12 protein-coding genes are annotated in these 15009 nt (G+C 71.6%); 4 read left to right on the forward strand and 8 right to left on the reverse strand.

What is annotated here, in order from left to right; all coding sequences use genetic code 11:
* Nucleotides 1-18: 18 nt before the first annotated feature.
* The 6 genes from LZ604_RS14615 to LZ604_RS14640 all read right to left on the reverse strand — a co-directional run bounded on the left by LZ604_RS14615 (nt 19) and on the right by LZ604_RS14640 (nt 7896).
* Nucleotides 19-870 carry a siderophore-interacting protein gene (locus LZ604_RS14615; RefSeq protein ID WP_234515521.1) on the reverse strand — a complete coding sequence of 284 codons (852 nt, stop codon included), beginning with the start codon at nt 868-870 and terminating at the stop codon, nt 19-21.
* A gap of 30 nt (nt 871-900) precedes the next feature.
* Nucleotides 901-1950 (reverse strand): ABC transporter substrate-binding protein, encoded by a 1050-nt coding sequence (locus tag LZ604_RS14620; protein WP_234515522.1) that lies wholly within the window; start codon nt 1948-1950, stop codon nt 901-903.
* Between the two features lie 234 nt (nt 1951-2184).
* The gene (locus tag LZ604_RS14625; RefSeq protein ID WP_234515523.1) at nt 2185-3345 is read right to left on the reverse strand and encodes an acyl-CoA dehydrogenase family protein; all 1161 of its coding nucleotides are present in this window, start codon (nt 3343-3345) and stop codon (nt 2185-2187) included.
* Between the two features lie 5 nt (nt 3346-3350).
* Nucleotides 3351-4289 (reverse strand): hydroxymethylglutaryl-CoA lyase, encoded by a 939-nt coding sequence (locus LZ604_RS14630; RefSeq protein ID WP_234515524.1) that lies wholly within the window; start codon nt 4287-4289, stop codon nt 3351-3353.
* On the reverse strand, nt 4286-6271 hold the full coding sequence (locus LZ604_RS14635; RefSeq protein WP_234515525.1) for an acetyl-CoA carboxylase biotin carboxylase subunit: 1986 nt from the start codon (nt 6269-6271) through the stop codon (nt 4286-4288). Before LZ604_RS14635 ends, LZ604_RS14630 begins: the two co-directional genes overlap by 4 nt.
* 8 nt (nt 6272-6279) lie before the next feature.
* Nucleotides 6280-7896 (reverse strand): carboxyl transferase domain-containing protein, encoded by a 1617-nt coding sequence (locus LZ604_RS14640; RefSeq protein ID WP_234515526.1) that lies wholly within the window; start codon nt 7894-7896, stop codon nt 6280-6282.
* Nucleotides 7897-7982: 86 nt separating this feature from the next.
* Here LZ604_RS14640 and LZ604_RS14645 point away from each other — a divergent pair, with 86 nt between their 5' ends.
* The 3 genes from LZ604_RS14645 to LZ604_RS14655 all read left to right on the forward strand — a co-directional run bounded on the left by LZ604_RS14645 (nt 7983) and on the right by LZ604_RS14655 (nt 10764).
* Nucleotides 7983-8591, forward strand: coding sequence for an SACE_7040 family transcriptional regulator (locus LZ604_RS14645; RefSeq protein ID WP_234515527.1), 609 nt, complete (start codon nt 7983-7985; stop codon nt 8589-8591).
* A gap of 119 nt (nt 8592-8710) precedes the next feature.
* Nucleotides 8711-9868 (forward strand): acyl-CoA dehydrogenase family protein, encoded by a 1158-nt coding sequence (locus LZ604_RS14650; protein ID WP_234515528.1) that lies wholly within the window; start codon nt 8711-8713, stop codon nt 9866-9868.
* A 29-nt stretch (nt 9869-9897) separates the two neighbouring features.
* Complete coding sequence (locus LZ604_RS14655) at nt 9898-10764, forward strand: acyl-CoA thioesterase (RefSeq protein WP_234515529.1); 867 nt, start codon at nt 9898-9900, stop codon at nt 10762-10764.
* A gap of 69 nt (nt 10765-10833) precedes the next feature.
* On the opposite strand, the gene LZ604_RS14660 is transcribed toward LZ604_RS14655, so the two are convergent.
* Nucleotides 10834-11622, reverse strand: a complete 789-nt coding sequence (locus LZ604_RS14660; protein ID WP_234515530.1) for a phosphatase — start codon at nt 11620-11622, stop codon at nt 10834-10836.
* 62 nt (nt 11623-11684) lie between these two features.
* Entirely contained in the window at nt 11685-13304 is a 1620-nt protein-coding gene (locus tag LZ604_RS14665) for a PucR family transcriptional regulator (protein WP_372482139.1), read from the reverse strand.
* A 188-nt stretch (nt 13305-13492) separates the two neighbouring features.
* On the opposite strand from LZ604_RS14665, the gene LZ604_RS14670 reads away from it, so the two are divergent.
* Nucleotides 13493-14953, forward strand: a complete 1461-nt coding sequence (locus LZ604_RS14670) for a sodium:solute symporter family protein (protein ID WP_234515532.1) — start codon at nt 13493-13495, stop codon at nt 14951-14953.
* Nucleotides 14954-15009: the final 56 nt, after the last annotated feature.

Consider the following 15009-nt stretch of genomic DNA (forward strand, 5'->3'; position numbering starts at 1 on the left):
TGCCCCCCGTGAACGGCCTCACTCCTCGGCGCGCAGCTGCTCCTCGCTCAGCCCCTGCCGCCAGTAGCCGACGAAGGTGACGCGCCGGCGGTCGATCCCGCGCTCGCCCACGAAGTGCCGGCGCAGCTCCTTGACCCGGCCGGATTCCCCCGCGATCCAGACGTACGGCGCCTGTGCGCGGGGGAGTTCGGCGCTGCGCAGGGCCGCGAGCGCCGTGGGGGATCCTGCGCCGCGGACGAGCCAGGTGATCTCGGCATCGGCCTCGGTCGCGAGGTCCTGGATGTCACGGGCGTGGGCCGCCTCCAGCCAGACGCCGGCCCGTGTGCCCGCGGGCAGCCACTGAAGGATCGCGGAGGCGGCGGGCACGGCGGTCTCGTCGGCCCAGATCAGCACCAGGTCGGTGTCCTCGGGCGGACGGAAGCGGATCGCGCGGTTGTCCTCGACTGCCGGGCCGAGCAGGACCACACGGTCGCCGGGGGCGGCCCGGGAGGCCCAGCGCGAGGCCGGACCCGCCGGGACGTGGGCGCCCGGCTCCACTCCGTGCAGTACGAAGTCGATGTCGATCTCATCGGGTTCGCCGGGCACGCGCCGCAGGGCCCGCAGGGTGTACGAGCGCATCACCGCCCTCACGTCGTCGGGCAGTTCGCGCCAGCCCTGCCACCAGAGGTCGCCGAGCTCGATCGGCACGGCGGGCTCGCTCTGGCCCGGATGCGGAAGGAAGAGGGACAGGCTCTGGTCGCGTCCGTCGGAGTGGAACGCGCGCAGATCGTCCCCCGCGAAGGTGATACGGACGACGGACGGGCCGAGCCGCCTCGTCCGTACGACCTGGAGGGAGAAGAAACGGAACGGAGCGGCTACGGCCGTCGTCATATGTGCTCCTGAGGTGCCGTCAGGGGGAGTTCAGCCGACCTTCCTGGCCGTCTCGATGGCCTTGGCGAGGTCCTCGAGCAGCGGGGCGCACTTGTCGTACGACAGGATCGGCTCGGGGTTGCGGGCGATGACCTGGCCCGCCTTGACCGCGGGAAGCTTCTTCCAGGTCGCCTCGGTGATGTCGGCGGGCTGGATGGCCGAGCTGCGGTTGTCCATCATGATGACGTCCGCGCGGTACTTGTCGACGTTCTCCCAGCTCAGGTTCTCGAACCAGCCGCCGCTCGCCTTCAGGGCGGAGGCGGGGGGCTCGACGAAGTTCACGCCGAGGGCCTTGAAGTACTCCAGGTCGATGGAGAGGTCGGAGCCGGAGACGTAGAAGACGTCCTGGCTCGCGGAGCCCGCCAGCACCTTGATGCCGGGGTTGGCCTTGGTGGCCGCGCGCAGCCGGGCGGCCGCGTCCTCGAACCGCTTCCTCGCCTGGGCGGTCTTCACGGAGGCGGTGTCCGCGCCGAGCGACTCGGCGAGCTCCAGCATCCGCTGGAGCGGCTCGGTGAGCGGGCGGTCGTAGACGGAGACGCCGACGCTGGGGGCGCCCACGGCGAGGACCTTCTTCGTGGACTCCTCCGGGACGTACCACAGCGTGCCGGCGCCGTCGAACATCGTGGTGACGAGCAGATCGGGGGCGAGGGCCGCGTACTTCTCGATGCTGAACTGGCCCCACTCGTTGCCGAGGACCGTGACCTTGTCGATGTCGAGGTCGCCGGCCTGTACGTCGGCCTTGCCGTCCTTGGTCTTCGTCGGACCGAAGACGCCCTTCACGCCGACGCCGTAGTCGTGCAGCGCGGCCGCGACACCGATGAACGCGACGATGCCCGTGGGGACCTTGTCCGCCTTGGCCGTCTGCCCTCGGTCGTCCCTGAACGACCAGGGGCCCGCCTTGCCCGCGCTCTTCCCGCTGCCCGGGCGTTCGTTTCTGCCCTTGTCGTCCCCGCAGGCCGCGAGCACGGCGCCGAGGCCGAGGGCGCCGCCGGCGGCCAGGATGCCGCGGCGGGAGAGACGGGTGGCATGGGCATGGGACATGGGTGTGCTGCCTTCGAACGGGGCGGAGCATCCGCCGGACGAGTTCGAAGGTAGGTTAGCCTAACCTCACTTCCTGTCCAGGGGGCGGGGAAGCGGGGAGGGGCGACGCCTGACCACCCCTCATACGCGAAGAGACCGCCCTACGCGAAGGGGCACCCGCCCTTCGCGAGGGGGCCCCGCCCACGCGAAGGGGCCCGCGCCTGTGCGGCGCGGGCCCCTCCTTGCGGGCGCGGCTCAGCCCGCCAGCCCCAGCTCCCGCGCGATCAGCATGCGCTGGACCTCGCTCGTGCCCTCGCCGATCTCCAGGATCTTGGAGTCGCGCCACATACGGGCCACCGGATACTCGTTCATAAAGCCGTAACCGCCGTGGATCTGGGTGGCGTCGCGGGCGTTGTCGACGGCGACCGTCGACGAGTAGAGCTTCGCCAGGGCCGCCTCCTTCTTGAAGGGCTCCCCGGAGACCAGACGGGACGCCGCGTCGCGCCAGGCCAGGCGGGCCGTGTGGGCCTTCATCTCCATGTCGGCGATCTTGAACTGGATCGCCTGGTACGCGCCGATCTGACGGCCGAACGCATGGCGCTGCTTCGCGTACTTCACCGACTCGTCCACACAGCCCTGCGCCAGGCCCGTCGCCAGTGCCGAGATCGCGATCCGGCCCTCGTCCAGGATGCGCAGGAACTGGGCGTAGCCGCGGCCCTCCTCGCCCAGCAGGTTCGCGGCCGGGACACGCACGTCCGCGAAGGACAGCTCACGGGTGTCCGACGCGTTCCAGCCCACCTTCGAGTAGGGGGTCGCGACCGTGAAGCCCGGTGTGCCGGACGGGACGATGATCGAGGAGATCTGCGGACGGCCGTCCTGTGCGCGGCCGGTGACGGCCGTGACGGTCACCAGGCCGGTGATGTCCGTGCCCGAGTTGGTGATGAAGCACTTCGTGCCGTTGATCACCCACTCGTCCGTGTCGGTGTCCAGCCGCGCCGTCGTGCGCGTCGCACCCGCGTCCGAACCGCCGTCCGGCTCCGTCAGGCCGAAGGCGCCCAGGAGTTCGCCGGAGCACAGCCGCGGGAGCCACTCCCGCTTCTGGGCCTCTGTGCCGAAACGGTAGACCGGCATCGCGCCCAGCGAGACGCCCGCCTCCAGGGTGATGGCCACCGAGGAGTCCACACGGGCGAGTTCCTCCAGGGCGATGCCCAGCGCCAGGTAGTCGCCGCCCATGCCGCCGTACTCCTCCGGGAACGGCAGCCCGAACAGGCCCATGCGGCCCATCTCGCGGACGATCTCGTAGGGGAACTCGTGGCGCTCGTAGAAGTCGCCGATCTTGGGCGCCACGACGTCGTGTGCGAACTCCTCGACCGTGCGCCGGAGTTCCTCCAGCTCGGGGGAGAGGCGGTGGTCCATGGGGGTCACTCCTTGTGGGAGAGGGCTCGGAGGGTGCGGGACGGGCTGGGCCGGTCCAGGTGGGCGGCCATCCACACGCTCGTGGCGGTGAGCCGGCCGAGGTCGACCCCGGTCTCGATGCCGAGGCCGTGAAGCATCCACACCAGGTCCTCGGTGGCGAGGTTCCCGGTGGCTGACTTGGCGTACGGGCAGCCGCCGAGACCGCCCGCGGAGGCGTCGACCGTCGTCACGCCGTGCTGGAGCGCCGCCAGGGTGTTGGCGAGGGCCTGGCCGTAGGTGTCGTGGAAGTGCACGCCGATGGCGCTGGTCGGCACGCCCTCCTCGTTCAGCTCGGAGAGCAGGTTCAGGACGTGGCCCGGCGTCGCCACACCGATCGTGTCGCCCAGGCTCAGCTCGTCGCAGCCCATGTCCATCAGCGCCTTGCTGACGCGCACGACCTGATGGATGGGGACCGGGCCCTCCCAGGGGTCGCCGAAGCACATCGACAGATAGCCGCGGACGTGCACCTTCTGGTCTTTCGCACGCCGGACCACCGGCTCGAACATCGCCAGGGCCTCGTCCACCGTGCGGTTGAGGTTCGCCTTGGCGAAGGACTCGGTGGCGCTGGCGAACACGGCGATCCGGCGGGCACCCAGCGTCAGGGCCCGGTTCAGGCCGCGTTCGTTCGGCACGAGGACCGGAAGCGCCACCGGCAGGTCGTTCACCAGCGGGAACAGCCGCTCGGCGTCCGCCAGCTGGGGCACCCACTCGGGGTGGACGAAACTCGTGGCCTCGATGGTGGACAGTCCCGCGTCGGCCAGCCGGCGGATGAACTCCGCCTTCACCTCCGTCGGGACCGTGCGCTGCTCGTTCTGGAGCCCGTCGCGCGCGCCCACCTCGTGGATCCTGACCCGCGGGGGGAGGCCCTCGGACGGCACGGCCATGGGCAGTCCCTGAGCGGTCATTTCCCCGCCTCCATGTCCTCGGGGTCTTCGCGGTTCGCGCGGCCTTCCAGGTCGCCGCGGTCGTCCTCGTGTGGCGCGATCACGGCCAGCACCTGGTCCATGGCGACCGTCGTGCCGGGGGTGACGTCGAGTTCGGTGACGGTCCCGGCGTGCGGGGCGGAGATGACGTGCTCCATCTTCATCGCCTCGACCACCAGCAGGCTCTGCCCGGCCGCAACCTCGTCCCCGACGGCCACCTTGACCACGGTCACCGTGCCGGGCATGGGCGCGGTCAGCGACTCGGTGCCGGAGTGGGCCGCCCTCGTGAGCGACGCGGCGACCGGGTCGTGGTCGCGCACATGCCAGGTGTCGCCGTCGCGGCCCAGCCAGTCCCCGGCCCGCCGGAAGGTATGGCGTACACCGTCCAGGACGACGGCCACCGAGTCCTCGGTGACGGTGTGGGTGCCCCGCGGGGCGTACTCCACGGGGTCGGACACCCGCAGGGAGAACGCCACCGGCCTGGGCTCGCCGCCGAGCCGCCAGCCGCTCGGCACGGAGAACGGGTCGGTCCAGCCCGCGCCGCGCGGCTTCAGCGCCTCCAGACGAACGGCCGCCGCGGCCTCGTAGACCTCCTCCGGTACCTCGGTGGTGACCAGCGTGTCCACCACCCGCTCCACCAGACCCGTGTCCAGGTCGCCCGCCACGACCGCGGGATGGGCCAGCAGACGGCGCAGGAAGCCGGCGTTGGTCTGCACGCCCAGGGTGACCGTCCCCGCCAGGGCCGCCCGCAGCTTCCGCAGGGCGGTCGCGCGGTCGGGGCCGTAGGCGATGACCTTCGACAGCATCGGGTCGTACAGGCTGCCGACCTCGGTGCCCTCGGTCAGGCCCGAGTCCGTGCGCACCCCGTCCCCCTGCGGCTCGCGCAGCGCCAGCACGGTGCCTCCGGACGGGAGGAAGCCGCGGGCCGGGTCCTCGGCGCAGATACGGGCCTCGACGGCGTGTCCGGTGAGCGTGATGTCCTTCTGCTCGAAGGACAGGGGCTCTCCGGCCGCCACCCGCAGCTGCCACTCCACCAGGTCCAGGCCCGTGACCAGTTCGGTGACCGGGTGCTCCACCTGCAGCCGGGTGTTCATCTCCATGAAGTAATACGACGAGGGATCGCCGCCCGGAACGATGAACTCGACCGTGCCCGCGCCCCGGTAGCCGCAGGAGCGGGCCGCCTGGACCGCCGCCTCGCCCATCGCGGTGCGCGTGGCCTCGTCGAGGAGCACGCTGGGCGCCTCCTCGATGATCTTCTGGTGGCGGCGCTGGAGGGAGCACTCGCGCTCGCCCAGGTGCACCACGTTCCCGTGCCCGTCGGCCAGGACCTGGATCTCGATATGACGGGGGCGGTCGATCCAGCGCTCGACCAGCAGCGTGTCGTCGCCGAAGGAGGCGCGGGCCTCCCGGCGGGCGGCGGCGATCTCGTCCGCCAGCACGGCCGGGTCCCGGACGAGCCGCATGCCCTTGCCGCCGCCGCCCGCGCTCGGCTTCAGCAGCACCGGCACACCGATCTCATGAGCCGCGGCGGCCAGCTCCTCGTCCGTGAGGCCGCTTCCGCTGGAGCCGGGGACGACCGGAACCCCGGCCGTCCGCACCGTCTCCTTGGCGCGGATCTTGTCGCCCATCAGGGCGATCGCCTGAGCGGGAGGACCGATGAAGACCAGGCCGGCCTCGGCGCACGCCCGCGCGAACCCGGCGTTCTCCGCCAGGAAGCCGTACCCGGGGTGCACCGCCTGGGCCCCGGTCCGGGCGGCGGCCTCCAGCAGCCGCTCCACCGAGAGATAGCTCTCGGCCGCGGGCGCCGGACCGATCCGCACCGCCGTGTCGGCCTCGCGGACGTGGCGGGCGTCGGCGTCGGCGTCGGAGAAGACGGCCACCGAGCGCACGCCCATCGACCGCAGCGTGCGGATGACGCGTACGGCGATCTCGCCCCGGTTGGCCACAAGCACCGTGTCGAACATGGTCCCCCTCACATCCTGAAGACGCCGAACTGGGGCTCACCCAGGGGCGCGTTGGCGCATGCCGTCAGGGCCAGGCCCAGCACCTGCCGGGTCTCCAGCGGATCGATCACACCGTCGTCCCACAGTCGGGCCGTCGCGTAGTACGCGTTGCCCTGGCGCTCGTACTGGGCGCGGATGGGCGTCTTGAAGGCCTCCTCTTCCTCCGCGGGCCAGGCCTCCCCGCGCGCCTCGAACTGGTCGCGCTTGACGGTCGCGAGGACCGATGCGGCCTGCTCGCCGCCCATCACCGAGATCTTGGCGTTCGGCCACATCCACAGGAAGCGCGGTGAATAGGCCCGCCCGCACATCGAGTAGTTGCCCGCGCCGAACGAGCCGCCGATGACGACCGTGAGCTTCGGCACGCGGGTGCAGGCGACCGCCGTGACCATCTTGGCGCCGTGCTTGGCGATGCCGCCCGCCTCGTAGTCACGGCCGACCATGAAGCCGGAGATGTTCTGCAGGAACACCAGGGGGATGCCGCGCTGGTCGCACAGCTCGATGAAGTGGGCGCCCTTCTGGGCGGACTCGGAGAACAGGATGCCGTTGTTCGCGACGATCCCGACCGGGTGGCCGTGGATGCGGGCGAAGCCGGTGACGAGGGTCTGCCCGAACTCCGCCTTGAACTCGGCGAAGCGCGAGCCGTCCACCACACGCGCGATGACCTCGCGGACGTCGTACGGCGTGCGGGAGTCGACCGGGACCGCCCCGTACAGCCCGGAGGGATCGAGCTTCGGCTCGACGGAGGGGACGACCTCCCAGGGCAGCTCCCCGCGCGCGGGGAGCGTGGAGACGATGGTCCGCACGATCCGCAGCGCGTGCGCGTCGTCCTCCGCCAGGTGGTCGGTCACGCCCGACACCCGTGCGTGGACCTCTCCGCCGCCCAGCTCCTCGGCGCTCACCACCTCGCCGGTGGCCGCCTTCACCAGGGGCGGGCCGCCCAGGAAGATCGTGCCCTGGTTGCGCACGATCACGGCCTCGTCGCTCATCGCCGGGACATAGGCCCCGCCGGCCGTGCAGGATCCGAGCACGGCGGCGATCTGGGGGATCCCGGCGCCCGACATCCGCGCCTGGTTGTAGAAGATCCGTCCGAAGTGCTCGCGGTCGGGGAACACCTCGTCCTGCATGGGCAGGAAGGCACCCCCGGAGTCGACCAGATACACACAGGGGAGGCGGTTCTCGAGCGCCACCTCCTGGGCCCGCAGGTGCTTCTTCACCGTCATCGGGTAGTACGTGCCGCCCTTGACCGTGGCGTCGTTGGCGACGATCACGCACTCGCGGCCGCCGACCCGCCCGATCCCGGCGATCACCCCGGCGGCCGGGGCCTGTCCGTCGTACATCCCGTCGGCCGCGAGGGGTGCCAGTTCGAGGAAGGGCGACCCTGGATCCAGCAGGGTGTCCACGCGGTCGCGCGGCAGCAGCTTGCCGCGCGCGGTGTGGCGTGCGCGTGCCTTCTCGCCGCCGCCCAGACGTGCCGCGGCCAGCTTGGCGCGCAGCTCCTCGCCCAGGGCGCGGTGCGCCTCCTCGTTGGCCCGCCAGGCCTCCGACGCGGGGTCTGCCGCGCTCGTCAGCTCCGGTGCCTCTTGCATCCTGCGGTCCCCTCACCGTGTTAATGAGCGTTAACGCATTTCCTTCAGGTTAACGACCGCTAACCTCCCTGTCTAGAATCGTTTTCATGGCCACGAGAACCGACGCGCCCACCCGTCGCGAGCAGATCCTCAAGGAGGCCGCGCGCCTGTTCGCCGAGCGCGGCTTCCACGGCGTCGGCGTCGACGAGATAGGCGCCGCGGTCGGCATCAGCGGCCCCGGTCTGTACCGGCACTTCGCGGGCAAGGACGCGATGCTCGCCGAGCTGCTCGTGGGTATCAGCGGGCAGCTGCTGACCGGGGCGAGACGGCGGGTCGCCGAGGCCGAGGGGGACTCCGTGGACCGTGACGCCGGGGCGGTCCTCGACTCGCTGATCGAGGGGCACATCGACTTCGCGCTCGACGACCGTCCCCTGATCACCCTGCACGACCGGGAGCTGGACCGCCTCCGCGACAGCGACCGCAAGCTGGTGCGTCAGCTCCAGCGGCAGTACGTCGAGCTGTGGGTGGGGATCGTCCGGGAGGTGTACCCCGGCCTGGCCGAGCCGACCGCCCGCTCGGCGGTGCACTCGGTGTTCGGCCTGCTCAACTCGACGCCGCATCTGGGACGCCCGGGCTCGCTGCCGGGGCGCGGCGCGATGGCGCAGCTGCTCCACCGGATGGCGAGGGGCGCGTTCGAGGCGGCCGGTACGGACTGAGCCGGCTGCTCCGCAAGCGTGATGAGCGTTACCCATTGGTTGCTCTGGACGACGGTTCCTACCCGCCGGTACGGTGAGGTCTGAGCAAGCGCTTAGACAGATCAGGTGGAGGTGGCGTGGTGCGCCGTACGGTGTTCAACGAGGATCACGAGGCGTTCCGGGAGACCGTGCGCGCCTTCATCGAGGCCGAGGTCGTCCCCGTCTACGACGAGTGGCTCGCAGCCGGCCAGGCGCCGCGCGACTTCTACTACAAGCTCGCCGAGCTGGGCATATTCGGCATCCGCGTCGACGAGGAGTACGGCGGCGCCGGCATCGACTCGTACAAGTTCGAGGCGGTCCTCTACGAGGAGACCGCCCGCGCCGGCGTCACCTTCGGCGGCTCCGGCGTGCATGTGCTGCTCGGCCTGCCGTACATCAAGCTGCTCGCCACCGACGAGCAGAAGAAGCGCTACCTGCCGAAGTTCGTCTCCGGCGAGGAGATGTGGGCCATCGCGATGACCGAGCCGGGCACCGGCTCCGACCTCGCGGGCATGAAGACCACCGCCAAGCTCTCCGAGGACGGCACGCACTACGTCCTCAACGGTGCCAAGACCTTCATCACCGGTGGCGTGCACGCCGACCGCATGATCGTCTGCGCGCGCACCTCCGCGCCCACCGCCGAGGACCGCCGCTACGGCATCTCCCTCTTCGTCGTGGACACCAAGGCCGAGGGCTACTCGGTCGGCCGCAAGCTGGACAAGCTGGGCCTGAAGACCTCCGACACCGCCGAGCTGGCGTTCGTCGACGTCAAGGTGCCCGTCGAGGACCTCCTCGGCGAGGAGAACAAGGGCTTCTACTACCTCGGCCACAACCTGGCCTCCGAGCGCTGGGGCATCGCCTACGGCGCCTACGCGCAGGCCAAGGCCGCCGTCCGGTTCGCCAAGGAGTACGTCCAGCAGCGCACCGTCTTCGGCCAGCCCGTCGCCGCCTTCCAGAACACCAAGTTCGAGCTGGCCGCCTGCCAGGCCGAGGTGGACGCGGCCGAGGCCGTCGCCGACCGCGCGACGGAGGCCCTCGACGCCGGTGAGCTGACCCCCGCCGAGGCCGCCTCCGCCAAGCTCTTCTGCACCGAGGTCGCCCACCGCGTGATCGACCGCTGCCTCCAGCTGCACGGCGGCTACGGCTTCATGAACGAGTACCCGATCGCCCGCCTGTACGCCGACAACCGCGTCAACCGCATCTACGGCGGCACCAGCGAGATCATGAAGTCGATCATCGCCAAGGACATGGGCCTGTAAGGCGCCGGCCGGCGGATACAACTGCGCCTATGAGTCAGGCACTACAGGATCTCCTCGATCTCCTCGACCTGGAGCAGATCGAGGAGAACATCTATCGCGGCCAGTCCCGGTCCGCCGTCGTCCCCCGCGTCTTCGGCGGACAGGTGGCGGCCCAGGCACTGGTCGCCGCCGGGCGCACGGTCCCCGGGGACCGGCTCGCCCACTCCCTCCACGCCTACTTCCTGCGCATGGGGGACCCGGGCGCGCCCATCGTCTACAGCGTCGACCGCCTCCGCGACGGCCGGTCCTTCACCACCCGCCGGGTCGTGGCCGTGCAGCACGGCAAGCCGATCTTCACGCTGTCCGCGTCGTTCCAGACGGACGAGGAGGGCCTCGACCACCAGGCACCGATGCCGCCCGCGCCCGACCCGGTCACCCTGCCCACCTCCCAGGAGCGGCTGCGCTCCTACGACCACCTCGACCCCCAGGTGGTGGAGCGGTTCCTGGAGGCCCGCGAGGCGATCGACCTGCGCTACGTCGACGAGCCGCCGTACGGGAGGTTCGGCGAACCGCGCGAGCCGCACTCCCAGGTGTGGTTCCGCACCAGCGGCAAGCTCGCGGACGACCCCCTGCTGCACGTGGTCCTGGCGACGTACGTCTCCGACATGACGCTCCTGGACTCGGTGCTGCTCGCGCACGGGCGCGGCGGCTGGGCCATCGGCGATGTCGTCGGCGCCTCCCTGGACCACGCCATGTGGTTCCACCGCCCCTTCCGGGCCGACGAGTGGCTGCTCTACGACCAGGAGTCCCCGTCCGCGTACGGCGGCCGCGGCCTCGGCCAGGCCCGCATCTACACCCAGGACGGCCGCCTGGCGATCTCGGTGATCCAGGAGGGCGTGGTCCGCGTCCCCTGGTAAAGCACCCACGGGACGGGGCCACACCCCTTCGGGGCGGGACCCGGTCGCGGCGGATCGGCTCCGGGCCGCTCAGGCCAGCCCCGCAGCGTTCAGCAGGTACGCCGTCAGCGGGTCGTAGTGGCGGGGGCTGGTGACGTGGTCGTCGAGCGGGACCGTCACCTGGACGGTGCCCTCGGCCTCCGCCAGGAACAGGGCCGGGTCGTTGCAGTCGGCGTAAGCGACGGAGTCGAGGCCCAGTTGACCCGCGCAGCCCGCCCAGCCGTGGTCGGCGACGACCAGATCGGGCAGCGGGCGGCCCTCCGCCTCAAGACCCTTCAGGATCGCGCGCATCGGCTCGCCGGAGTGGGTGTGCCAGAGCGTGGCGCCGTGCTCCAGCACGGCCACGTCGGCGAACTGCATGACATACCCCTCGTTCGTCTGGAGCCCGTCCGGGATGACGACGATCTCGCAGCCCGCGGCGCGCAGCGCGGCCGCGGTGGCCCGGTGGACGTCGAGGAGCCCGCCGGGGTGGCCGGTGGCCAGCAGCACGCGCTGTTCGCCGTCGGCGGCCTTGCGCAGCCGGGCCGCCAGGCGCTCCAGGGCGTCGACGGTCAGTTCCGGGTCGATGGTGTCCTGGCCGTAGCGGTACTCGGGGTCGTCGTTCACCCCGCAGCGCTCCGCCATGACCGCGAGCACGTCCTGCTCGTCGCTCCAGCGGTCCTCCAGTTCCAGGCCGAGCCAGAAGGAGCGGTCGCCGTTCGCGAGCTTGCGGTAGTGGGAGAGGTTGTTCTCACGGGGCGTGGCGACGTCGCCCGCGATACGGGTCCGTACGAGGTGGTCGACGAGCTCGGCGCGGCTTGGGGTCCCGGGTATCGGCATGGCACCCATTCTGCCGTCGTGCTCCGCCGGGCCGGCCGCTGTTCCGCAGCGTGGGACGTGCGTCACTCGGGGGCGGGGGCGGCCTCTAAGCGCTGCCCGATCTGCCGCAACGCGAACCACAGTTCCATCCGTACGTCCGGGTCGTCCAGGTCGGCGTCCAGCAGCGCCGTACACCGGGTGATGCGCTGTCGCACGGTGTTGCGGTGGACCGACAGGGCGACCGCCGTGCGGTCCCAGCTGCCGTGCAGGGAGAGCCAGGTGTGCAGGGTCTCGACGAGAGCGGGCGTTTCGGTGATCGGCGCGAGCAGGGTGCGGGCGTGCAGCTCGGCCTGAGCGGCCGGGACCAGGTCGGCCAGGCCCGTGTGCTCCCCGTGGCGTACCAGCTCGGCGCGGGTCGCGCGGGCGCGGGCCAGGGCCCGGGCCGCCTGGGCGTCGGCCGCGGCCCAGTCGCCCGGGGAGACGGCGGCGCTCACACCCAGGGTCCAGCCCGGCAGCGGGGCCGGTTCCCGGTCGGCGGGGACGAGGACCCGTACAGCCCCGTCGCCGAGGTCGATGAGCGGGGATCCGAGCGCGGCGCCGAGGGCGGAGGCGGCCACGGCGTCGTGCGGGCCTGAGTCACCCGGGGGCGGCTCCACGGCCCCGGGAGCCCCGGCGTCCGGGCGGGCGTGCACGACGAACCACCGCCCGTCCCCGAGCAGCGGCGCCACCGACTCCGGGGCGGCACCCAGCAGCAGCCGTACCAGCGCCGACGAGCGGGCCGCGCCCGCGCCGCTCTGGTGCTCGCCGGTCAGCAGGGAGAGCAGGACCGCGGCGACCGAGGCGATGGTGTGGTCCCCGGGATCCCGCTGCGGGGACGCGACACCGAGGACGAAGCCCCGGCCGGGAGCGAGGGCGTAGGCGGCGAGGTGGGTGCCGGCGACGGCGTCGGTGGCCGAGGAGGGGGACGGGCGGCCCCCCGCGGCGGGCCGCACCACCCGCGCCAGCTCCGCCATCGCCTCCCGCACCTGGGTCTCCGGCCCCCGCCCCGCCGCCGCGATCCGCGTGCCGTCCGGGCCGTAGAGCACCGACCAGCCCGCCAGCCGCTGGGCCAGCTGGCGCAGCACCGAGGGCACGGGGTCCGTCCGGGAGGCCGCCGCGGCCAGGCTCTGCTGGGCCTCCGTGACGCGGCGCAGCTCCGCGAGGCGGGCCTGCGCCATCAGCTGCCACACCGCCCGCGCCACACCCGAGAACGTGGTCTGCGGCGGTACCTCGAGCAGCGGCAGCCCGTGGCGTTCGCAGGCCGCCACCAGGGCCCGCGGCACCGTGTCGTGCACCGGGGCCAGGCCGAAACCGAGTGCTGCGCCGCCCGCCGCCACGATCCGGGAGACGTAGTCGTCGAAGTAGTCCTCGAGCCTCGGCTTCTCCTCCGGCCCCCCGCCCGGGCCCGCCGCCGTGGGGACGTGCACGCCCGCCGTCAGCAGCAGCTCACCGCCCAGCAGGTACGGGTAGGGGTCGGCCATCTCCGATGTGTGCGCCCAGTGGATCACGATGCCGGGATCCGTCGGCCCGGCGATCTGCCGCAGGGCCAGGTCCTCCCGGGCGAGCAGGGCCGTCAGCGGTACCGGTGGCGTGGGCGGTACCGCTGGGGCGGCCGGGGATCCGGCCGGGGCTGACGGGTCCGGCATGGTGGATGGTTCCTCCATCCTGCTCGGTTCAGATGGATGAAACGTACACTTCGCAGTCGCTTTCCGGCCACTTAGTGTCTGTCCAGACCGGCAGCCGCGGGTACGGGCGGATGTCCCCGCGATCCGCTGCCGATGTCCCTGTCCACAGGAAACACCCCCACGTATCTGCACGACACGCCACCGGAATGTGCGCGAAGGAGGGCCCCATGGCCGTCGACTACACAGTGATCGTCGTCTATCTGGCCGGCATGCTGGCCATGGGCTGGTGGGGCATGCGCCGTGCCAGGTCCAAGAGCGACTTTCTGGTCGCGGGCCGCCGCCTCGGCCCCGCCATGTATTCCGGAACCATGGCCGCGATCGTCCTCGGCGGCGCGTCCACCATCGGCGGTGTCGGCCTCGGTTACCAGTACGGGCTCTCCGGCGCCTGGATGGTGTTCACCATCGGCCTCGGCCTGCTCGCCCTGTCCGTCTTCTTCTCCGCGCGCATCGCCCGCCTGAAGGTCTACACCGTCTCCGAGATGCTCGATCTGAGGTACGGCGGCCGGGCCGGCGTGATCTCGGGCCTGGTCATGTGGGCGTACACCCTCATGCTGGCGGTCACCTCGACCATCGCCTACGCCACCATCTTCGACGTCCTGTTCGACATGAACCGGACCGTCGCGATCATCCTGGGCGGCTCCATCGTCGTCGCCTACTCGACGCTCGGCGGCATGTGGTCCATCACGCTGACCGACATGGTGCAGTTCGTGGTGAAGACGATCGGCGTCCTGCTCCTGCTGCTCCCCATCGCGGTCGTCCGGGCGGGCGGCTTCAGCGAGATGAAGGCCAAGCTGCCGACCACGTACTTCGACCCGCTGGGCATCGGCGGCGAGACGATCTTCACCTATGTCCTCATCTACACGTTCGGCATGCTGATCGGACAGGACATCTGGCAGCGCGTGTTCACCGCCCGCAGCGACAAGACGGCCAAGTGGGGCGGCACGGTCGCCGGCACCTACTGCCTGGCGTACGCGCTCGCCGGCGCCGTCATCGGCACCGCCGCCAAGGTGCTCTTCCCCAAGCTGGACAGCCCGGACGACGCGTTCGCGACCATCGTCAAGCAGGAACTCCCCGTCGGCGTGCGGGGGTTGGTTCTGGCCGCTGCCCTCGCCGCGGTGATGTCGACGTCTTCCGGTGCCCTCATCGCGTGTGCGACCGTCGCCAACAACGACATCTGGTCGCGACTGCGCGGTGCGGTGCGGCGCAGCGAGGGCGCGCACGACGAGGTCAAGGGCAACCGCGTCTTCATCCTGCTCATGGGGGTCGCCGTGATCGGTACGGCCATCGCGCTGAACAACGTGGTCGAGGCGCTGACCGTCGCCTACAACCTGCTCGTCGGCGGACTGCTGGTCCCGATCCTGGGCGGACTGCTGTGGAAGCGCGGCACCGTGCAGGGCGCGCTCGCCTCGGTCTCCGTGGGCGGTCTCGCCGTCATCGCCCTGATGGCGTCCTACGGCATCCTCGCCAACGAGCCCGTCTACTACGGCCTGCTGGCCTCGCTGGTGGCGTACGTCGTGGTGTCGCTGGTGACGAAGCCGACCGACGAGGCCGTGCTGGCCGCCTGGCGCGAGCGGCTCGCGGGCCGCGGCGCGCCGGCCGCGGAGGAGCCCGCGGCGGTGGGCGCCTAGCGCCGGATGCTTCGGTCCGGCCGCCGCGCGGCGGCCGGACCGTGCGGACCCCGCCT

The organism is Streptomyces glomeratus (genome assembly GCF_021462825.1).
GTDB classification, from domain to species: domain Bacteria; phylum Actinomycetota; class Actinomycetes; order Streptomycetales; family Streptomycetaceae; genus Streptomyces; species Streptomyces glomeratus.